General features: G+C 39.8%; 19 protein-coding genes. 4 read left to right on the top strand and 15 right to left on the bottom strand.

The features are described from left to right. Positions 1-17 precede the first annotated feature (17 nt). Positions 18-653, bottom strand: a complete 636-nt coding sequence (locus G592_RS0107185) for a hypothetical protein (RefSeq protein WP_028247228.1) — start codon at positions 651-653, stop codon at positions 18-20. Next, positions 625-1,926 (bottom strand): serine/threonine protein kinase, encoded by a 1,302-nt coding sequence (locus G592_RS0107180; RefSeq protein WP_028247227.1) that lies wholly within the window; start codon positions 1,924-1,926, stop codon positions 625-627. Before G592_RS0107180 ends, G592_RS0107185 begins: the two co-directional genes overlap by 29 nt. 240 nt (positions 1,927-2,166) lie before the next feature. Between G592_RS0107180 and G592_RS0107175 the strand changes: the two genes are divergently transcribed. Further along, complete coding sequence (locus G592_RS0107175; RefSeq protein ID WP_028247226.1) at positions 2,167-2,916, top strand: adaptor protein MecA; 750 nt, start codon at positions 2,167-2,169, stop codon at positions 2,914-2,916. Between the two features lie 140 nt (positions 2,917-3,056). On the opposite strand, the gene G592_RS0107170 is transcribed toward G592_RS0107175, so the two are convergent. Then, entirely contained in the window at positions 3,057-3,263 is a 207-nt protein-coding gene (locus G592_RS0107170; RefSeq protein WP_015550586.1) for a DUF1858 domain-containing protein, read from the bottom strand. Positions 3,264-3,541: 278 nt separating this feature from the next. Between G592_RS0107170 and G592_RS0107165 the strand changes: the two genes are divergently transcribed. Then, the gene (locus tag G592_RS0107165; protein ID WP_028247225.1) at positions 3,542-3,712 is read left to right on the top strand and encodes a DUF362 domain-containing protein; all 171 of its coding nucleotides are present in this window, start codon (positions 3,542-3,544) and stop codon (positions 3,710-3,712) included. A gap of 122 nt (positions 3,713-3,834) precedes the next feature. On the opposite strand, the gene dnaB is transcribed toward G592_RS0107165, so the two are convergent. The 3 genes from dnaB to G592_RS0107150 are packed head-to-tail and all read right to left on the bottom strand — an operon-like array spanning position 3,835 to position 7,707. Then, complete coding sequence (dnaB, locus tag G592_RS0107160) at positions 3,835-5,184, bottom strand: replicative DNA helicase (RefSeq protein WP_028247224.1); 1,350 nt, start codon at positions 5,182-5,184, stop codon at positions 3,835-3,837. A 19-nt stretch (positions 5,185-5,203) separates the two neighbouring features. Continuing rightward, positions 5,204-5,653 (bottom strand): 50S ribosomal protein L9, encoded by a 450-nt coding sequence (gene rplI, locus G592_RS0107155; RefSeq protein ID WP_028247223.1) that lies wholly within the window; start codon positions 5,651-5,653, stop codon positions 5,204-5,206. Further along, complete coding sequence (locus G592_RS0107150; RefSeq protein WP_028247222.1) at positions 5,650-7,707, bottom strand: DHH family phosphoesterase; 2,058 nt, start codon at positions 7,705-7,707, stop codon at positions 5,650-5,652. The genes rplI and G592_RS0107150 overlap by 4 nt, the downstream gene beginning before the upstream one ends. Before the next feature lie 308 nt (positions 7,708-8,015). Here G592_RS0107150 and G592_RS0107145 point away from each other — a divergent pair, with 308 nt between their 5' ends. Together G592_RS0107145 and G592_RS0107140 are read left to right on the top strand one after the other, a co-directional pair. Next, complete coding sequence (locus G592_RS0107145) at positions 8,016-9,122, top strand: ABC transporter ATP-binding protein (protein ID WP_028247221.1); 1,107 nt, start codon at positions 8,016-8,018, stop codon at positions 9,120-9,122. A 69-nt stretch (positions 9,123-9,191) separates the two neighbouring features. Then, complete coding sequence (locus tag G592_RS0107140) at positions 9,192-10,085, top strand: PucR family transcriptional regulator (RefSeq protein ID WP_028247220.1); 894 nt, start codon at positions 9,192-9,194, stop codon at positions 10,083-10,085. 67 nt (positions 10,086-10,152) lie between these two features. Here G592_RS0107140 and G592_RS0107135 read toward each other — a convergent pair whose 3' ends face one another. The 9 genes from G592_RS0107135 to G592_RS0107095 all read right to left on the bottom strand — a co-directional run bounded on the left by G592_RS0107135 (position 10,153) and on the right by G592_RS0107095 (position 21,965). After that, positions 10,153-11,322 carry a galactokinase gene (locus G592_RS0107135; RefSeq protein WP_028247219.1) on the bottom strand — a complete coding sequence of 390 codons (1,170 nt, stop codon included), beginning with the start codon at positions 11,320-11,322 and terminating at the stop codon, positions 10,153-10,155. A 2-nt stretch (positions 11,323-11,324) separates the two neighbouring features. Further along, positions 11,325-11,855: a DUF6106 family protein gene (locus G592_RS16985; protein ID WP_051194804.1), complete on the bottom strand. Its 531-nt coding sequence runs from the start codon at positions 11,853-11,855 to the stop codon at positions 11,325-11,327. A gap of 57 nt (positions 11,856-11,912) precedes the next feature. Further along, on the bottom strand, positions 11,913-14,930 hold the full coding sequence (locus G592_RS0107125; RefSeq protein WP_028247218.1) for a glycoside hydrolase family 2 TIM barrel-domain containing protein: 3,018 nt from the start codon (positions 14,928-14,930) through the stop codon (positions 11,913-11,915). Positions 14,931-14,941: 11 nt separating this feature from the next. Continuing rightward, positions 14,942-15,754 (bottom strand): carbohydrate ABC transporter permease, encoded by an 813-nt coding sequence (locus G592_RS0107120; protein ID WP_028247217.1) that lies wholly within the window; start codon positions 15,752-15,754, stop codon positions 14,942-14,944. A 13-nt stretch (positions 15,755-15,767) separates the two neighbouring features. After that, positions 15,768-16,649, bottom strand: coding sequence for a carbohydrate ABC transporter permease (locus G592_RS0107115; protein WP_036952297.1), 882 nt, complete (start codon positions 16,647-16,649; stop codon positions 15,768-15,770). 93 nt (positions 16,650-16,742) lie between these two features. Continuing rightward, a complete protein-coding gene (locus tag G592_RS0107110; RefSeq protein WP_028247215.1) occupies positions 16,743-18,101 on the bottom strand; it encodes an ABC transporter substrate-binding protein in 1,359 nt (452 codons plus the stop codon). 225 nt (positions 18,102-18,326) lie between these two features. Then, positions 18,327-19,262 (bottom strand): AraC family transcriptional regulator, encoded by a 936-nt coding sequence (locus tag G592_RS0107105; protein ID WP_028247214.1) that lies wholly within the window; start codon positions 19,260-19,262, stop codon positions 18,327-18,329. Positions 19,263-19,290: 28 nt separating this feature from the next. Further along, a complete protein-coding gene (locus tag G592_RS0107100) occupies positions 19,291-20,481 on the bottom strand; it encodes a pyridoxal phosphate-dependent aminotransferase (protein WP_028247213.1) in 1,191 nt (396 codons plus the stop codon). Positions 20,482-20,579: 98 nt separating this feature from the next. Then, complete coding sequence (locus tag G592_RS0107095) at positions 20,580-21,965, bottom strand: sensor domain-containing diguanylate cyclase (protein ID WP_028247212.1); 1,386 nt, start codon at positions 21,963-21,965, stop codon at positions 20,580-20,582. Positions 21,966-21,986: the final 21 nt, after the last annotated feature.

The following is a 21,986-nucleotide window of genomic DNA, read 5'->3' as shown; positions in this document are numbered from 1 at the left end:
ACAGCTCCTTTCTGCAGCTACCTGACTAGATTCATTAAATCCTTGAAATTTTCTTCTTCTAATGAAAAAGGGTCGTTGATTATTGGCATTTCCTTGATTGTACTATTTGCATGGCTATTGAAATCAGACACGATTTGATTCGTTTTATTCTTATTTATTTTTATATATGTCATTTGACTTGTGTCGTATTCTAATAATCCTAAATTATCTATAAACTCATAGTACTCTCTTTGACACCATGGGCTCAAAGACCCTATTACGATTCTATTATTGCAATTGGTAAATATGGTCTGTGTTTCTTCATTCAGATTGGCTATGTCTACAACAAACCAGGCATTTTCAGTAAGCATTAGATTCCTAATAGCATTGATATCATCGCTAAGAATATACTTAACTCCCTTATACTCGTATGCTAAAAAATCTCCTACTCTAACCTGCTTCATTCCTACTATACTTAGTAGCTGGCTATTCTCTGCAAGCTCCACGTAAATAACTTTTTTACCCAGAACTGAATGTAAAAAATTAGCCAATGCCAGGCTTAGATGAGTGACTCCAACATTAGGAGAAACCCCGACCACGCATATTTTCTTTTTTGTTTTGTTTTTGTTATTTTTATATTTTTTATTATTGACCAATAATAAAATCTTTTTCATTCTTAAAAATCGCCGAAAAAACATTTTCCTCATCCTTTGAAATATCTAATCTGTTAACTATCGGATACCTGTATACTTTCTTTTTTAAGCTCTTTGCCAACAGGATACTTTGTAGTTTGTCAGAGAAATTTGAAATGACATATACTCTGTCATCCTTAATCCACTCTGGTAATTCTTCATCCTGCTGCCATGGTGCACCTGCGGTGACATAAATAATAATATCTGTCCCCATCGGTATAGATTTGTTAGTTCCGCAGTCAATCACTCTAATACCTTCAGGAGGGTTTTGTTTTTCAACAGCCTCTCCGTATTCAAACAGGCCCCTGAAATTTTCGTGGTATAAAACACCCTTTTGTAGCTTGGTATTCTTTAGATTCATCCAAATTTTTCGGACTGTGTTTTTTTCATTATCCTTGTAATAGCAATCGATTTTCCTTTTATTGAAAAACCGGCATAAGGATATAGCTATGCGGGTCGTGCCGACAGCATGACTTCCGCCTATTACTGCGATTCTCTTATCGAGATGCCTTTTTCCGACTTTATCATTAACTCGATTTACTTGTATATTTTCCAACAACCCTTTCAACTCAGTAATAGAACTAATCCTCTTACTGACATCCGGCTCTGTTGCAAGATCTACAATCTGTTTAATCCTAAAATCATCATTAGCATAACTATTCATTTGCATGAAACCAATAACCTTGCCAACGCCATAAACATCACAACGTTCATCAAGGTAGTCGCCTTTTAATTGTTCTGGCGCTGCCCAGCCTTTTGTACCTAGCGGCTTTGCGTTACCGGATTCAGACTTTCTTATAGAAATGCCAAAATCTATCAATCTAACTGTATCACCTTCCATAAAAACGTGTTCAGGCTTCATATCCCTGTATAGCACAGGCTCACTCCCTGCCGTATGTAAGGTTTCTACAATCTTACAAAGCTCAATTGCTATGTATAAAAGCTTTTCAGTTGGTAATTTGGTTTCGGACAAATACTCCCGTAGAGATATTCCCTCTACATATTCTTCAACCAAATATGTAATTTCTTCTGTATCTTCTACTTCAAAAATTGTGGGTATTTGGGATGATTTTATCCCTTGTAAAAGATTTGATTCGGATAGGATGCTGTATACATCGGGATGGGCCTTGTGAATAGCCTTGAGAATCCTCAATGCTCCTATCGGTTTGTAACGGACAAGTAAAACTGCGGTAGCTGCTGTCTCCTGCAGTGTTCGAATAACTTCGTACCTGTCTTCAATACCTTTTGGTATCATAACCTTGCGCTCCTTCCTATTTCGGAAAAAGCATCTCGCGGTTAATTTTATATCACAGATAAAATTATATTGCAACCCCTAATTTGAAATTTATTATTTTTTGGTAACGTTCATTTTATAAAAATTTTATATTTTTCTCACTATTTTTATGGATAGTTTCCTTTACTTTCCGATATAATATATATATAATAGTCGAACAAGAAATGTTCCAGCATCTTTTTCGATTCGGGAGGTGATTTTATGAAGATTGAAAAAATCAACGAGAACCAAATCAGATGCACTCTTTCTAGAGAAGATTTAATTAGCCGTCACATTAAGCTATCAGAGCTTGCCTATGGCTCTGCCAAGGCACGTGAGCTTTTCAGAGAGCTTATGGAGCAGGCTTCATATCAGTACGGTTTCGAAGCGGAAGACATTCCACTTATGATAGAAGCAATACCGCTTTCATCAGAATCCATTGTTCTTTTAGTTACAAAGGTTGAGAGTCCGGATGAGCTTGATACTCGTTTCTCTCGATTCTCAGAATGTGACGACGAATTCGATGACGATGATGTGGATTCACCAGTTGCACCTGTTAAGCCATTTAATGAGGCCGCTGCAGATGATATCTTAAATATCTTCAACAGCCTTATTGAAAAAGCACAGGAAGCAATCAAGGCTTCACCAGAGAAGGCAGCAGCAAATGGCTTGCCAGTAGACATTACCAAGATGTTCGTTTTCGATAATCTTGAAGATGTGCTTAAGCTTTCTGGTGTACTTGCTACTTTCTACAAAGGAAAGAATTCTCTTTATAAGAGTCCATTTGATAATAGATACTATCTTGTAGTCAGCAAATCAGATGACACTGCAGAGAACTACAACAAAGTATGCAATATTTTATCTGAGTACAGCGACCAGCAGAACTTCGTAGTTGGCACTGATGCATATATGTCAGAGCATTACGAGACGATGGTCAAAGGCAATGCTATTCAGCAGCTTGCACTTGTATAATAAAGGAAAAAACCCTCGCTTTTCAGCGAGGGTTTTATATTACGGGAAGGCAGCACCCATTATAATTGCCTTCGGCAAGGGGTGCGCCGTGGCAAACAAAAAGTGACTAGCAATTATGCTAGCCACTTTTAATTTGCATATTAGGCCTTTGAATCAAGGAATGTGTTGATTTCCTCTACAAGGTCATCAGCATCGATACCGTGTACCATAGCTGCCTCCTCGATTGTCTCCATCTGAGATGATGGGCATCCGAGACAGTGCATGCCGATATTAAGTAAAATAGGAGCTACATCAGCATCAATCTGAAGAAGCTCACCAATCATAGTAGCCTTAGAAACTCTTGCCATTTTCAAATCCTTCCTTTCGTAAAATTCTAACAAATAATAACATGCTTCAATCAATTGTGCAATATCAATTCCTGTATATTTGTGTACACAATTTAACAAGTTGTTCGCCACAATCAACGCTAGTTAGTTGAACTGAACAACGGTAAGCCTTGATTTTATTGGTATTTCTAAAAATACAATTCTGTTCTTGATTTAGACACAATTTAGTTGTATGATGTATTCATCAGTTGACTAATTGATAAAATTTATTGATTAGAATTTTAAGGAGGATTTTAATTATGGCATACGTTATTTCTGATTCATGCGTATCTTGTGGAACATGCGAGCCAGAGTGTCCAGTTGGAGCTATCTCACAGGGCGATTCTCAGTTCGTTATCGATGAGGGTGCATGCGTAGAGTGCGGAACATGCGCTGGTGTTTGCCCAACAGGAGCTATCTCACAGGGCTAGTTAATGCAGATTAAAAAAGAGGATTGCTTTTAGCAATCCTCTTTTTTTGTCTGCCACGACGCACCCCATTGCCGAAGGCAATCTTTAATGGTGCGTCTTCCCGTGGCCTTATATTATGTTTATTACTCATCATGATTATGATACTGACTTCTATCTCGATTTGCGAAACGAGTGTATTCAGGAAGCCATGTAAGCTCAATTGTTCCAATAGGACCGTTACGCTGTTTAGCAACAATGATTTCCGAAACACCCTTCATCTCTGAATCGTGATTATAGTAGTCATCACGGTAAATGAACATAACCACGTCCGCATCCTGCTCGATGGCTCCGGATTCACGAAGATCCGAAAGCATTGGACGGTGATCAGGTCGCTGCTCAACGGCACGGGAAAGCTGTGAAAGTGCGATAACAGGTACGTTTAACTCACGGGCCAAAGCCTTTAGAGAACGTGAGATATCTGAAATCTCCTGCTGTCTACTTTCTGATTTTCCAGAACCTGACATCAACTGTAAGTAGTCGATGATGATAATGGAAAGACCAAATTCCATCTTATATTTTCGGCATTTACTACGCATCTGGCTGATAGAAATACCTGGTGTATCATCAATGATAAGTTTTGAATTACCGATTTTTCCGGCACCCTCGATAAGGTTCTCCCAGTCTGCTTCCTGGAGATTACCGGTACGGAGCTTTTGGGCGTCTACTCTTGATTCAAGAGCAAACATACGGTTTACCAGCTGCTCCTTTGACATTTCCAGAGAGAATATAGCTGCACAGAGATTCTCTCTAAGTGTGATGTGCTGTGCAAGGTTAAGTACGAAAGCTGTCTTACCCATTGAAGGACGGGCCGCAATAAGAATAAGATCTGAAGGCTGTAAACCAGCAGTCTGACGATCCAAATCAATGAATCCTGTAGGAATACCTGTAACGGCACCCTTCTGCTTTGACGCCTGATCAATCTTTGCGATAGCGTTCATAACGACCTGCTTGATTGGAACGTAATCAGTCTCACCACGGTTCTGAACCAATGAAAAGATATCCTTTTCTGTCTGATTCAGGATGGTATCAACTTCTTCTGTACCCTCAAAGCACATGTTTTCAATATTCTGATTTACCTTAATAATATTTCTAAGTAATGCCTTGTCTTTTACGATATTGGCATAGCTTTTTGCATTAACAGTGGTAGGAACACCAAGTACCAGCTCCTGAATATATTCAAGAGATGCTATCTCAGGTGAAACTCCCTTTTCCTTGAGCTTATTCTGCAAAGTAACCTCGTCAACAGGCTCTCCCGCATTGTAAAGCTCAACAATTGCCTCAAATAAAATGCCATACTGTTGGTGATAGAAATCATCTTTTAAGAGGATTTCTGAACACTCCACAATCACATCTCGGTCTACAATCATTGAACCGATAACAGACTGTTCAGCCTCCAGTGAGTTCGGCATTTGTCTGCGAATCACATCATCCATAACAATTATTTTCCCCTAATTATTTACCCTCTGAAACATGCACTCTAAGTGTGGCTGTAACCTGTGGGTGAAGCTTTACCTTTACCTCATAGGTACCAAGTCCTCTAATTGGATCCTCAAGAACGATTTTCTTCTTGTCGATTTCCTTGCCGAACTGCTTCTTTGTAGCTTCTGCAATTTCCTTTGTAGATACTGAACCGAATGTTCTTCCGCCTTCGCCAGTCTTGATTGTTGTCTCTACCTTCCAGTCTTCCATTTCCTTTGCGAAAGCCTGTGCTGCTTCAAGATTCTCCTGAGCAACCTTTTCATCGTGTTTATTCTGAAGCTTTAAGTCGTTAAGAGCTGCGTTTGTTGCCTCGATACCAAGCTTTTTCTTGAAAAGCATGTTACGAGCGTATCCTTCGCTAACCTCTACTACTTCGCCCTTCTTTCCAAGTGCCTTAACGTCCTGAAGTAATATTACCTTCATAGTTTGATTTCTCCTTCTTCTAGCATTTTATCAATAGTCTCTTCCAAATCCTTGCGAACCTCTTCAAGTGTGCGGTTCTGAATCTGTGCTCCCGCAACGTTTACATGGCCACCGCCACCAAGGCGAGCCATAATGCTCTGTACGTCAATCTCATCGATTGAACGGGAACTGATATAAATCTTATCCATAAATTTTGTAAGAACAAAGGAAGCCTTAATTCCTACGATATTGAGAAGCTCGTTAGCCGCCTGGGCTGCGATGACTGTTGGAGATTCAATCTGGCCATCTGGCTCACATTCTGAAATAGCAAATGCGCCTCTGAATGTTTGAGCATGACGTACAACCTCAGCTCGTGCCTTGTATGTCTCCATATCTTCTCTAAGCATCTTACGAACTCGTGTAACCTCTGCACCGTTTCTTCTAAGGAAAGCTGCTGCTTCAAAGGTTCTAACACCAGTCTTTGTCATAAAGTTGTTGGTATCAATAAGGATACCTGCGTAAATACAATCAGCCTCTGTAGGGTTCAGTGTAATCTTCTCGGCGAAGTACTGAAGCACCTCAGCTATCATCTCACTGGCTGATGAAGCGTATGGCTCGATGTAAGAAAGAATTGGATTTTCAATAGTTTCTTCCACCTGTCGGTGATGATCAATTACTACGATATTTTTGTTCTTATATAGAAGTGCCGGGCACTCTACAATGCTTGGTCTGTTGGTATCAACTACCATAATAAGTGTGTTATCGTTACAAAGGTTGATAGCCTGCTCACTGGTAATGAACATATCATTTGGATATTCTTCCTTCTCAGTGAAACTCTCAACTACTGGTCTCATTGAGCTTGTAATTGTATCGATAACAATATTTACAGGCTTTCCAATCTCACGTCCTGCGCAGTAAACACCAACTGATGCTCCAAGGCAGTCTGCATCGGAAAGATTGTGACCCATAACGATGATTCTATCGCGGGTCTCCATAATTTCGCGAAGTGCCTGAGCCTTAACACGGGCTTTAACACGTGTGGTACGCTCTACTTCCTTACCATGTGTTCCGTAATATGAAACGTTCTGACCATTCTTAACAACAACCTGACATCCACCACGACCTAACGCTAAGTCGATAGCCATGTGAGCATACTGGGCATTCTGTGTGTAGCTGTCACTACCAAGACCAACACCGATGCTGACTGTGATGTCTCTGTCATTTCCCATCTTTATTGAAGTAATATCTTCAACAAGTGAGAACTTATCTTCTTCGAATCCTGCTAAATACTTGCGCTGGAAAGTAATTAAATACTTATCCTTTTCGAGACGGCGTACGATTGCATCGCCTTCACCGAAATACTTATTAATCTTCCTATCTAAAAGTGCAAGAAGCATCGAACGCTTTGCGTTTTCAACCTGGTCAAATACTTCGTCGTAATTATCAATATATAGAAGTGCCATGACCATAGCCTGGTCATTAATCTTAGCCTTTGTTTCCTGAACGTCTGTCTCATCAAAAAGTATAATTGCAACAAGGCCATCTTCGCTTCCGTCTAAATTCGACAACATACCGCTGCCAGATAGTGGCTCTGTCATATCCAGACGCTGAAGGCTGGCGAGATACTTTCTCTCGTTGTACTCGATATGCATATCAAAGGAATCATCCTTGGCATGCTCGATACCTTCACGTGTAATCTCTGGGAAAATAGTGGTGATTGATTTGTTGTAAGTTTTGTTCTTATCAGCAAGTGTACAAAACTCCTCGTTCATCCACATAATCTTTCCAGAAGAATCCAAAAGCACATATGGCACTCTAAAGTTCTTAAGAAGTTCCTTTTGAACAGTACCATAATGTACGGCATATTCAATTATCGTGTTTTTGAATGCCTTAAGATTCGCTTTGTAATACGCAAAAACAACTACTGCATAAATAAACACAAACATAGTCATCCATGCTGCCAGTCTAGTGTTTACAAAGCTCAAAATGATACAGCCTATTATGAAAATAATAAGCATATACAGAGGAAATCTTAGATAACGCTTTAATCGATTTCTATACTTTAACGCTTCCATTTGCTAATTCTCCCAAAATAAACGTTTGATATAATCGTAATTCAAACGCGACTATTCTCCATAATTATCTAGTATTATAACATATAATTTCTTATTTTAATCAATTATTAATGGAAGTATAGAATAATTATCCAAATTCATCTACCCCTAATTGTGCACCTTTTACATAGGCTTGTTAAAATACCGAAAGGTTTTTGTATTTTTTGGTTATTCTAACATTGTTCACAATTTCTTCATTTTCTATAATCGTTATTAGTTGATGGGGAAACCCAAATTTAAAAGTAATTCAAAAAGAGAGGATTTTTATTATGGCAGACATTCAGTTAAAAAACATTAATAAGAAATACCCAAACGGCTTCCACGCTGTAAAGGATTTCAATCTTGACATTAAGGATCAGGAGTTCATCATCTTCGTAGGTCCTTCAGGTTGTGGTAAGTCTACAACACTTCGTATGATCGCTGGTCTTGAGGAGATTTCTTCAGGTGAACTTCTCATCGATGGAAAGCTTATGAACGACGTAGAGCCAAAGGACAGAGATATCGCAATGGTATTCCAGAACTACGCTCTTTATCCACATATGACAGTTTATGATAACATGGCATTCGGCCTTAAGCTCCGCAAGGTACCAAAGGACGAAATCGATAAGAAGGTTCGTGAGGCAGCTAGAATCCTTGACCTTGAGAAGCTTCTTGACAGAAAGCCAAAGGCTCTTTCAGGTGGTCAGAGACAGCGTGTTGCTATGGGTCGTGCAATCGTTCGTAATCCTAAGGTATTCCTTATGGATGAGCCTCTTTCAAACCTTGATGCTAAGCTTCGTGTTCAGATGAGAACAGAGATTTCTAAGCTTCATGATTCACTTGGAGCAACAATGATCTACGTTACACATGATCAGACAGAGGCTATGACACTTGGTACAAGAATCGTAGTTATGAAGGACGGTGTTGTTCAGCAGATCGATACACCAGCTAACCTTTACCAGAAGCCATGCAACCTCTTCGTTGCAGGATTCATCGGATCACCTCAGATGAACTTCCTTGAGGGTACACTTAATGCTGATTGCTCAGCTATCCAGGTTAATGGTGCAAGCCTTCAGATTCCACCAGCAAAGACAAAGGCTCTTACAGAGAAGAACTACGGTGGAAAGACAGTTATCCTTGGTATTCGTCCAGAGGATATCCACGATTCACAGATCTTCGTTGATACACAGTCATCATCAGTTATCGAAGCTAAGATCTCTGTATACGAGCTTCTTGGTGCTGAGGTTTACTTATACTTCGATTATGCTGGAACTCAGGTTACAGCAAGAGTTGACCCACGTACAACAGCTAGAGGTGGCGACACAGTTAAGTTTGCTCTTGATATGGAGAAGGCTCACTTCTTCGATAAGGATACAGAGCTTACAATTGCAAACTAATCTATAGCGAATAAAAGCTTAATAGACTATAATTAGAGGTATCTTTTTGAAAGGTACCTCTATTTTTTTATGGATTTTGAAGAGAAGAAAAAGAAATTACTAGATCAACTTAATAAAGCTACTGGAATTAATTTTGATATTACAGACTCAGATTTATCTGATGATGAGACATTAAATAAGCTTAAAGAATTAGTTGTACATTTTAATGTTATTGATTCTAAGACAGGTTTGTACAGGCTCTTTCTTTCAAAAGAATTGGCTTATTCTGATGCACTTTCATCACTTAGTAGATTTCATATTGATGAGGAGCACCTTCGCCAGATATTCTATTTAGAGAGTCCTGGTGAATACAGCAAAGAGGCGGTTTCTTTACTAAAAAGCTTACTTCCCGATTCGAAGGATGTTGTCTTAGAGCTTGATTCTAAACACTTAGTACTAATTATTAACTTTGACGTAGCGCCTTCTTCTGAAGATATTCTTCAAACAGCAAGTTCTTATCTTGATATGCTGGAAACTGAAGCGTTTACTTCCTTTAAACTTAGCTATAGTAAATCTGTAATGTCATTTAAAGAACTTCCTAATGCTTATAACGATGCTATTACTGCTATGGAGATTGGAAATACCTTCAATAGTAACGGACGTATTTATTGCTATGAAGATTTAGGCTTAGGTCGGTTACTTTATAATGTTCCACCAGCAGAGATTAAGGCTTATCTTAATAAGCATATAAATGTTGATATTTTATCACAGATTGACGAGGAAACCCTTTCGCTTATCAATGCGTTTTTCGAGAATGATTTATCGCTTGCTGAGACAGCAAGACAGACCTTTATTCATAGAAATACACTGATTTACAGGCTTGATAAGTTTGCAGATTTAACGGGATATGATGTAAGAAAATTCAATGAAGCTATTACTGTTAAGATATCTCTTATGCTTTTCAACTACATAAAAGCACAATAAAAATGACTGACGAGTACACCTCATCAGTCATCTTCGATGACAGCTTCCCCTCAAGGGGAAGCCTTTTTTATGCTATTCTTCTAGCTCCATCGCCTATATCTACTACATAGAACTCTGCATCAAGGTCATATTTCTCCTTGTATGCCTTTCCAACAACTTCCTTGAAGTTCTCTACAGCATCGTTTTCTACGATAGCTACTGTACATCCTCCAAAGCCGCCGCCTGTGATGCGGGCTCCGATAACTCCTGGAACGCTCCACTCTGTCTCTACAAGGAAATCTACCTCCTCGCATGATACTTCGTAGTCATCGCGAAGTGATACATGGCTGGCATTCATAAGCTCGCCGAACTTCTTAATATCGTTATTGTTAAGAGCTTCTACAGCAGTGATTGTACGCTGATTCTCAGCTACAGCATGCTTAGCTCTGCGATAATTTACTTCATCCTTAATAGCTGAGCCATACTTCTCGAATTCCTCGTTTGTAAGCTCTCCAAGCTCATTGATACCGCATACTGTCTGAAGGTCCTTAAGAGCCTGTGAGCACTCATTTCTTCTATCATTGTATGCACTGTCTACAAGTGAGTGCTTAACCTTTGAATTTGTGATAACAATCTTAGCATTTGGAAGCTTAACTGATGCATATTTATAGGATAAATCTGCACAGTCAAGGAAAATGGCGTGGTCTTTTTGTCCCATTGCAACCGCAAACTGGTCCATTATACCGCAATTACATCCATTAAAGTTGTTCTCAGAGTACTGTCCGATAAGGGCAAGCTCTGTCATAGTCTTATCTAAACCAAAGATATCTGTAAGCGCTGTGCCTGTAAGCACCTCAAGAGAAGCTGATGATGAAAGGCCTGAACCGTTAGGAATGTTGCCCCAAACGCACATCTCAAATCCTGATTTAATTTCAGAGCCCTTCTCTTTAAGAGCCCAAACAACACCAAGTGGATAGTTTGCCCAGTGGTATTCATCCTTATTAGTAAGATCATCAAGGCTGCTCTCGATAACTCCAACGTGCTCGATATTTGCAGAGTAAAGCTTAATTACTCTGTCCTCACGCTTTCTAACTACAGCGTAAGTACCGATTGTAAGAGCGCATGGAAATACGTGTCCGCCATTGTAATCAGTGTGTTCTCCGATAAGGTTAACACGGCCTGGTGCAAAGTATGTGCGGATGTCGCCGCCCTCTCCGAACTTCTCTTCAAAGATAACTTTTAATTCTTTCTCGTTCATAATTATCCCCTATAAATATCTCTCTTGTTATATTTCTCCATTGCTGTAAGCAACTTATCAGAAGGTGTGAATAATACTTTGAAATCGTTGCCTTTTGCCTCGCTATGAGCCACTAAGATGTAATCTTTTTGCTCCTCATCATGAGCTGAGCAGTCATAAGTCTTAAGATTTACATGGTCAAACTTAAGTGATTCGTTGGTTCCAATTGCTGCAACCATCTTCACTTCTGATGGCTCTATTGTTACTACCTTTTTTCTCTTTGAGTTATCTATAATCTTTGCGATTTCAAGGCTGCCATTTGTATAGTCGTACTCATACTCAATGTTCTTATTCATGAATAAGATTATCGTAAGAATAGCCAGTACAATGAGCGAAATCGCCATAATAACTGTTAAAAACCCTCTTGAAAAGCTAACAGTAGCAAATAAAAGCATCATAGTAGCTATTAATGCTCCTGTTTTCTTTGCTCTGTCCTGTGGTGATTCAATAACCTTTACCGCTTCTTCTACAAAAGTATCGTTAGATTCAAACATAATTCTACCCTCCATAAAATAATTGCCGACTGTAAATCAGTCGACAATTATTATAGCCTAAATTCCCCTAAAACTAAAGGAAATTTGCATCTCTTTACTGTTATCCAGCATGAATTCCGGGTGGGTTTTTGCACCCCATGTGTCATCGCCGGCAACACCCATCTGAGTACCTACTCTTACATGTGTGAAATGTGGGTTTGGAAGCTCTGTTGGATGCATTGCCTCGTCAATTTCATGAACAGTATATGGGAGTACTGATAATCCAAGATTTTCTGGGAGGAACAAGATTCCATCTCCCTTATCATCAGTGATTCTTCCGTAGCGTACCTCCTGATGATTACCGCATTCCTGAGGAACAAGGTACTTTGCCATATTATCCTCAACCTTATTTGCAAACACGCCTATTTTTGCGTGATCACGGTCAATATATGTCTCCTGAGGTCCCTTTCCATACCATTCAAGGTTAGAAAGTTCTCTATCCAAAGCAAATACCATTGAAAGCTCTGGAAGCTCACCAATTTCAGCTGACTCTGGAAGTCTAAGGGCACAGTCAATCATGCCGTCTCCATTAACGGTGTATTCAACTTTGCATGTGCCTGCTGGCTTTGTAGGAAGATGATATGTATATGTCACCTTTACCTTATCCTCTGAAGCCTCTACAACTGGCGCCTCATTCACCTTTTCATCCATGATGTTGGTAGCAAGGTACTTGCTTGCAAGCTTCCACTGACCTGCTCTGAATGGCAGCTGGTTAGCTAAATCATTCTCTGTCATAGGTCTCCAAAAGTTTGGAAGAACAAATCTCTTAAGCAGCTCCCTACCATGGTATTTATATGAGCTAAGACCTCTTTGTCCTACGAATAATACCTCGAAATCCTCGCCCTTAACGCCAAGATTATGGAAGCCCTGTGTCACTTTAAGAGCCTTCTTTTCGCCTCTCTCATAGATGAATCTGCCTATTGTAGCCTGTCCATATGCCACCTCATGGCCCTTATGAGCCCAGAGAGTATCCTCTGAAAGAACAAATGAAAGTGTTACCACATACTCATTATCCTTTGGTAAATCCAGCTCTAAGCTGTAATCGATGCTCTCAAGTGGTGGGCAGTCGATTGTAAGCTCCTCTTCTGCGATAAGCTCGCCAATCTTCTCTACAGTAAGGATGGCTGTGTACTCATTTGTATTTGTAAACAGGTTTCTGTTCTCAATATGAGCCTTGCCATCTGTAATAGTAATCTTGATATTCTGATAATCGTACTTAACTTCCTGCATCTTAGGGCTAGGCAATCTGCCTTTACTGTAGCAAATACCGTCGCCTGAGAAGCTGCCATCGTTAGGTCTGTCGTCGAAATCTCCGCCGTAGCCCTCAAATTCTGCGCCGTAGCAGTCCTTTTTAGTGATAGCCTGATCAATATAATCCCAAATGAATCCACCCTGGAATCTTGGCTCCTCATATGCAAGCTCTGTGTATTTTGACATTGCACCGCATGAATTTCCCATGGCATGCATGTACTCACAATTGATATATGGCTTATCTTTGTGATTATTAAGCCATGTTTTAATATCTTTAACATAAACATACATTGTAGATTCCATATCGGATAAATCTACACGCCTGTCATTAAATACACCCTCATAATGGACAAGACGACCGCTATCAAGGCTATGCAGCATATCCTGCATCCTGCGGAGGTTTTTGCCGCCATATGATTCATTTCCTAAAGACCAAATTAAGATACTTGGATGGTTCTTATCTCGCTGGAACATGTTGTTAGCTCTGTCGAGAACATTGTCGGTAAATTCTGGTCTGTCACCAGGTACAGCATAGCTGTCATCTCTTACCTTAAGAATCTGGATTGGTGTCTGCCATGTTCCATGTGTCTCAAGATTTGTCTCGTCTATTACGTACAATCCAAAGATATCGCACAATCTGTAAAAGATTGTCTGATTTGGATAATGACTTGTACGAATAGCATTTATATTATTCTTCTTGATTGTAATAATATCCTGAAGAATTTCTCCCTCTGAAAGGACACGTCCTGTTGATGAAGAAAATTCGTGACGATTGACGCCCTTAAACACGATGCGTTTTCCGTTTATGTGCATCATGCCATCTTTCATCTCGAATCTTCTAAAACCTACCTTCTCTTTCACAACTTCTGTGAGACGGCCTGTCTCACCAAATACGTTGAGCTGTAAGTCGAAAAGAAATGGATGCTCAGCGCTCCAAAGCTTTGGCTCTCTAACGTGAAGTTCGAAATGGTTGCCACCTTCTGTGATATTAATCTTGTTTAATATTTCTACTTCGTCATCTGACAAAGTCATCTGGATAAGTCCATCGCCTGTTGATTCAATATCAAGCACAAGAGTAGCATCCTTGTAGTCATCATCAAGGAGTGTCTGGATTCTGATATCTCTGATGTGTGTTGCAGGAACAGTATATAAATATACCTCTCTAAAGATTCCTGAAAATCTAAAGAAATCCTGATCTTCACACCAGCTACCAGCTGTCCATTTGAATACCTGTACTGCCAGTTTGTTTTCGCCATCCTTAATGAATGGTGTCAAATCAAACTCAGATGGAGTGAAGGAATCCTCACTATAACCTACATATTTTCCGTTGAGCCAGAGAGCAAAACCGCTCTCCACGCCCTGGAATGATATATATACAGGCTGTCCCTTCATAAAATCTGGAACAGTAAAGTATTTAACGTAATTTCCTACTGGATTTTCCTCTGTAGGAATCTCCCCCGGAACTAGAGCCTCGTGTCCATCCCATGGATACTGGGTGTTGACATACATAATCTTGTCATACCCTTCCATCTGGATGTGTGCTGGAACTTTTATATCGTCCCAACTTCTACAGTCTCTATTCTCTTCATAAAAAGTCTTGTCGCAGCACTCGTAGTTTTTTGCATATTCAAACTTCCACATTCCATTCAGAGAATGCTTAAAGTTGGATTTTTCCCCATAAGCAAAATTCTCATTGTCGTAATACTCGTGGTCTGAGTGTGGAGCCAAACGATTTTCTTGAAAAATTCTAGGGTCTTTAACAATTGAATAATTGAATTCAGCCATAGTTTTTCCCCTTATTTAACACTACCTGTGATACCTTCTGCAAACTGCTTCTGGAGTACGAAGAATACTACCATTGTTGGAACTGAGCAGAATAATACTCCAAGCATTGTCATACCATAATCTACTGTGTAACCGCTTGAGATATTTGCGATGAACATTGGCATTGTCTGCGCTCTGTTGTCGCTCATAACTACCTTTGGCCACATATATGCATTCCATGCATTCATGAATGTGATAACTGCTGCTGCAGCGTAGATTGACTTCTGAACTGGAACATACATCTTGAAGAAAATCTTCCATTCTGAAAGTCCATCGATTCTTGCTGCCTCCATGATGTCAGGTGGGAAATTTCTAGAATTCTGTCTGAACATCATAATCATGAATGGTGTTGAAATACCAGGTAAAATGAAAGCCCATACTGAGTTAAGAAGCTTTGCCTTTGAAACAAGTCCATATAAAGGAACCATTGTTGCTACTGCTGGAACCATCATCGCAAGAAGAAGTACTCCGAAAAGCTTATCCTTGCCCTTGTCGTGATAAAGCTCAAAACCATAACCAGCGATTGAACAAACAAAAAGTGTAAATACTGTCTGTACGATTGAGTAAAGGAATGAATTTCCCATACTGCTCCAGAGTGTGCCCTGAACAGCCTTTAAAAGGTGGTCATAATTCACTGCAAGCTGATTTCCAAATACGATTGAACCTCTTGCTACGTTTAATGATGTCTGTGTTGCTGCTGCAATCATCCAGTAAAGTGGAAATACTGAGATAAATGAGCAGATAATTAAAAATATGTATGTAGGAATAAGCCTACGCTGTATCATTGATCTATTTTTCTTAGTCACGTGTATCACCTACTTTCAAATTGATGAATGCAAGTATAGCAACCAAAATGAATACTACGAATGACATTGCAGATGTGTAACCGAAGTTACCAACACCCTGTCCAAATGCCTGATTGTAAATGTAGTGTGACATTGTGATTGTCTGGTTTGCAGGACCACCACTAGTTAAGTTCATTGACTCGTCAAAGAGCTGTAATGTACCGTTGATTGACATGATTGCTGTCATAACGATTGTTGGCTTAAGAAGAGGAACTGTGATATTCCAGAATGTCTTCCATCCGTTAGCACCGTCAATCTTTGCTGCCTCATATACTGAGTACTCAATGTTTTGAAGACCAGCAAGATAGAATACCATGTTGTAACCTGTCCATCTCCAAATAAGGGCGATGATAATTACGAATCTTGCAGTTGAAGCTGTTCCAAGGAAATTGATATTCTCTGAAATAAATCCAAGCTTCATAAGGATGGAATTGATAAGTCCCTGTGTTGCAAACATTGACTTAAAAATCAATGAGTATGATACAAGAGATGTAGCACATGGCAAAAAGATACATGTTCTAAATAATCCCTTGAACTTGAGGTCCTTGTTGTTAAGTAACTGCGCTAAAAGAATAGCGAATATTAACATGATAGGTACCTCTACTATTAAATAAAGGAATGTATTTTTCATTGATGTTTTGAAAATTACATCCTGTAGCATTCGAGAGTAATTGTATGTAAGTGGGTCAGCAAACTTGATGTTTACGCCCTTTCCAGTTTTTAATGATGTAATAAAAGCCATTACGATTGGATAAAAGCTCATTATAAAAATGAGAATTGTTGCTGGTGTAAGAAATAACCAGCCGGCTGCCAATTGCTTATTAGCAAGTGTCATTCCACGTCTTTTCTTCTCCACTTTGGCATCCCCTTTCTTTAAAAAAGGGAAGTGGGTTTCCCACTTCCCCAAAATCAAATCAATACATTAAAATTAAAGTCCCATTTCGAACTTGAGGTTTGACTCAGCTTCCTCAAGAGCCTGCTTTGAATCATAACCGTTCTGAAGAACATTCTGAAGAGCTGTTGCAAGCTGTGTACGGCATGCATAGTGATAATCTGACTGCTCTACTGTAGGAACGTTCTGTGTGTAATCTACGATGTCAGCGTAAATTGCCTGGCCGTTGAAGAAATCAACACCCTGCTGGTAAACATCTGACTCTGCAGCTGCTGCACATGTTCCGATAACACCACCGTTAAGAAGTGCCTCATCATATGTGATTGACTGTCCGTCTTCAGCTGAACGTCCACCAAATGTGTAAGCTAAGAAATCCTTAGCAAGGTCTGTCTTTGTGCAGTTACCTGTGATGTAAAGTGAAGAACCACCGTTTGAAGCGTAACCTGGCTTACCTGTAAGTGTTGGAGCTGGAACGATTTCCCACTTACCAGAGTTGTCAGCAACCTGCTTCATTGTTGGGATGATCCAGTTACCATTGAATACACCTGCTACCATGTCGCCCTGGATAGCCTGATCTGTGTAGTCAGACCAGTCATTTGCAAGGTAAAGTACGTTGTCCTGAGCAAGCTTTACAAGTACGTCGAATACCTTAACAAGTGTTTCGTTCTCTGTGATGTATGGCTTTCCATCCTTGAACTGTGAAACGCCTTCTTCCTGAAGCATCATGTAGAATAAATCGTTTCCATCGCCATCCATGCAAAGGAGATACTTGCCTGTAGCATCGTATACCTTCTTACCGATCTCATCGAACTGATCCCATGTGATGCCCTTTACGTCATCAATTGTGTAACCAGCCTGCTCAAGGAGGTCTGTTCTATATGCGAAGATTGCTGTTCCTGCATCTACAGGGAAACCATAGTGTTTTCCGTCGATTGTAGAGTATGAAAGCTTCTCTGCTCCAAGTCCTGCCCAATCGCAATCAGCATCGTCTGCATCCTGCCAAGCATCTGGATAGTTTGTAACGTACTGCTGGATGTAATGATCCTGGAAAAGTACTATATCTGGTAATGTGCTGTAGTCGCCAGCTTCTGCTGCAAGTGTGATAGCCTGCTCAACATCTGATGACTGTGACTGTGTAATTACTTCGAGCTTGAAATCTGGATTAACTTCCTGATAATCCTTCTCAGCTGCCTTAAGTGCTGGGATGTTGAAGTTCTCGTCCCAAGCGTAAACTGTTAATGTGTTCTCATCTGCTGACTGAACGTCTGCTGCTGCAGCACCATCTTCTGTAGTTGCATCTGATGATGTGTCTGCTGCTGTGTCAGAACCACCGCAAGCTACCATAGAAGCTGCCATAGCACCAACAAGCATGAGTGAAAGTAATTTCTTCTTCATTCTTTCCATTCTCCTTATTGTTTAAAAATTCGAGGGGCTATTTGTGCACTATGCACAAATTCTTTCCCAATACCCGCTCCTCATATGGTCATAATACTAGTCTAACTCCTTTTTGTGACTTATATAATTGCTCTAAAAAATTGCAAATCCGACTATTTGCCCACCTGTGTATGAGTGTTTTTAGCTTAAATTATGGTTTAATTGTGTATTAAAAAAGGATGGCATCTACCATCCTTTTTTAGCACTAATTTTGTAATTTTTCTTTGTTAAGCCTAAATGATTCTCATCCTTCTTCCACTGATATGGTGTCTTTCCTGTAAGCTTTTTGAAATTGCGGTTAAATGTGGATGGAGTCTGATATCCTACTCTGAATCCCACTTCTTCCATGTCATAATCCTTATTCTGGATAATCTCGCAGGCCTTGTCGATTCTCACCATATTCAGATAATCAAGAGGCTTCATGCTCATGCTTTCCTCGAAGATTCTTCTGAAATGGCTTTCTGACAGCCCACATTCATGGGCCACATCGGACATTTTCAAATCCTCGGCGTAGTGCTCAGCAATATAGCTTACACTCTTTTCGATGTAGGAATTGAGCCTTTTTTCCTCCAGTGTAAGGCTGGAACTCATGTCCTCTTTGATACGAAGCAACTCTACTACAAAAGCTCTCAAATAGCCTTTTACAGCGTCCTTGTAGTAAGGCTTTTTCTCTCTGTATTCCTCAATAATATTTCTAACAATGTTTGTCAGGGCCTTATTCTGATTCCACTGAATAACATACCCCTGGTTATTAATGCGCTTAATAACTTCCTCTGGAAGCATGCGCTTGAACTGCATCTCATTTCTGATAAAGCTGTCCAAATCAATGTAGATGTATTCCCATTTACAGATACCCTCGTTGAAACTCTTTGTCTCATGTGGGATATTCTCAGGGATGATTGTAATAATACCGCCCTTGTAGGCTACATTGGATTCCTCAATGGTGAGCATTCCATTGCCCCAGTAGCAATAGCCAATTTCCATGTAATTATGGAAATGCAAAAGATTCACCTTCTCAGCACCATAACTTCGAACCCATGATTCGCCAAGCAAAGCCATTACGTAATGGCCGTCAGGAATCTCATAATATCTATATTCGATTTGTTTCTTCTGCTTTGCCATAAATCCTAAATCCTAACTAATATCTTAATTACTTGTGGTATTCCTCTGCCACAAATTTCTTAAATACTTCTATTGAGCGCTGCACCTTTTCTGTGTCGATGCAATATGCCATTCTAAAATATCCTGGGCAGCCAAAGTTGTCTGCTGGTACCAGAATCAAATCATATTTCTTTGCCTTCATACAGAATGCATTAGCATCCTCCTCCAGAGCCTTTGGGAAAATGTAGAATGTTCCGCCTGGGCGCACTACCTCAAAACCCATTTCAACCAATGCATCGTAAAGGATATTCATGTTTGTCTCGTAAACACTTAAATCGCTGGTCTCATTAAGAACCTGACTTACCGCAAGTTGTGATGTAGATGCTGGACAGTTGTGGCCTATTCCACGACTTATCTGACCCATTATTACAGCTAAAATATCAGCGTCTGTAGCCTTTGGATTGACTGCAACATAACCAATACGCTCTCCTGGAAGCGAAAGACTTTTTGAAAATGAGTAGCATGTCAAAGTATTATCATAGTATTTTGCTGGGTAAGGACACTCTTTTCCGTCAAAGACAATCTCTCTATATGGCTCGTCGCTGATAAGGAAAATGTCGTGACCATATTCCTCCTGCTTAGCATATAAAACGTCAGCAAGCTGCTTAATAGTCTCCTCGCTGTAAACAATACCTGATGGATTGTTTGGGGTATTGATAAGCACCGCCATTGTCTTCTCATTGATGATGTGCTGGAATTCCTCGAAATTTATCTGGAAATCCTCTGTTCTAGGTGGAACTACCTTCATGATGGCGCCGGTTCTACCTATGTATTCTGTATATTCTGGGAAAAATGGAGCAAACACGATGATTTCATCTCCTGGCTCCGTAACAAGACGGAATGCATGAGCCAAAGCTCCTGCTGCACCAATAGCCATAAAGATATGCTTAGACTCATAGTTAATGCCGAATCGCCTGCTGATAGACTCTGCAACAGCTTTTCTCACGTCCTCGATACCAAGGGATGGACTGTAGCCATGAACCGCCATAGGGTCCTTTGTCTTATACATGTTTACAACTGCATCAGTATAGCCTGCTGGACAAGGAACACTTGGGTTTCCAAGGCTGTAATCAAATACATTCTCGTATCCTATTTCCTTTCCTCTCGCTGTGGCATACTCGCTCAGCTCCCTGATAATAGATTTTCCTTCTAGCATTTTCTTGTAAGACTTGTTAATCATCACATTTCTCCCGTTTCACTAAGCTGGTTTACAAGTTATTAGTCTAAATTTTACCACAAAAAAGCTGTTGTACAATACGCACAACAGCCTTTTTAGCATTATATTTTATGTCTTCTCTCATGCTCACCGAAATAAGCTTCTTTGTCAACGTACATCAGCTTATCTGCCTGATTAACGAGATTTTCCATTCCCTTTGCGTTATCACTCCAAATTGCACCTGCTGCAATTGAAATAGTTTTTGCTTTCTTTCTAAACTTCTCAACCACTTCTTCAAAATGGTCTTTTGTTATTTGTGGAATGATGACAATAAATTCATCTCCTCCCACTCGGTAACAATATTTTTTCTTAAATGCACTGGCTATTACATCTGCAGTCTCTTTAATATAGGCATCTCCTTCATCATGGCCCTGATTATCATTAATATTTTTCAATCCATTAATGTCAATGAAGCATACACCTACCGATACATCCATGCCTTCAAGCATGTTCATGGTTTCGTTGTAAGACCTGCGATTACCTAAATCTGTAAGCTCGTCATGTGTGTTTCTGTACATTAACTCGTTTGTAATAACGTAATTTCGAAGCTCTTCAGAAATGAATATACTTATTGATTCTACTACCTCTTTGACATCGATATCCAAATCCAATGAATAATTGTCTATCAGCAGATATCCTATGATATTTCCCTTATCCTTTAAGGCTGCAACAATATATCTTGATATTGTTCCATGCAAAACAGCCTTATATACCTCGCTATTTTGTGCATTTACAGTGTCAATATTGTCGCAAATGTAAACATTATCTTCACCCATCTGTTTCTGCCATAGGGTGTAAAAATCATATTGTTCAAGGATTTCCTTGCCTGGAAGACCGGTGCCCCCGATTTTATCTAACCAGGCTAATACTTCACCACATTCACCCTGTGACGTCTCTAGTATAGCCGCTCTATCAGCTTTTAATATCTTTCCCAACTCTTTCAGCGTATACTTTATACCCTTTTTGAAATCATTGGCCGAAAGATATTTAGCACAATCCAAAATAAAGTTGTTGGATTTTGTGGTGATAACTCGATTTACTTCCTTTCGTTTCTGCGCAGTTACATCGTGAATAATAAAAGCACAGAATCCCTTTTTATAAACTGGAACAGCCCAAAATTCGAACCACTTTCCAAAGGTTGTGTTGTAGGTGCTGTTGATTACTGACTGACGCATAAAGGCTGCCTGATAGCTAAGTCTAATCCAATCTTCGTCTCTGTTATTGACCGAGGTAAAATATGTAGTCCCAATCAATTCACTGGTAGATTTTCCAACAAGCTTTGCGTATTTTTCATTTACAAACAGGAACAGCATATCCTTTACTGTTCCAAATGGATCCGTTATGACCTGAAAAATACAGCACGCATCCGGCAGGTCTCTTAACATGTAAAGAATATCCTGCGCTGAGTAATCAATATTAGATACAAAATCTCCTTCGTTGTTTCCCATGGTAAAACCCCCGCATATAAA

This window comes from Pseudobutyrivibrio ruminis CF1b (assembly GCF_000424005.1).
Taxonomy (GTDB): domain Bacteria; phylum Bacillota; class Clostridia; order Lachnospirales; family Lachnospiraceae; genus Pseudobutyrivibrio; species Pseudobutyrivibrio ruminis_C.
This window is presented reverse-complemented; position numbering and strand designations above follow the sequence as displayed.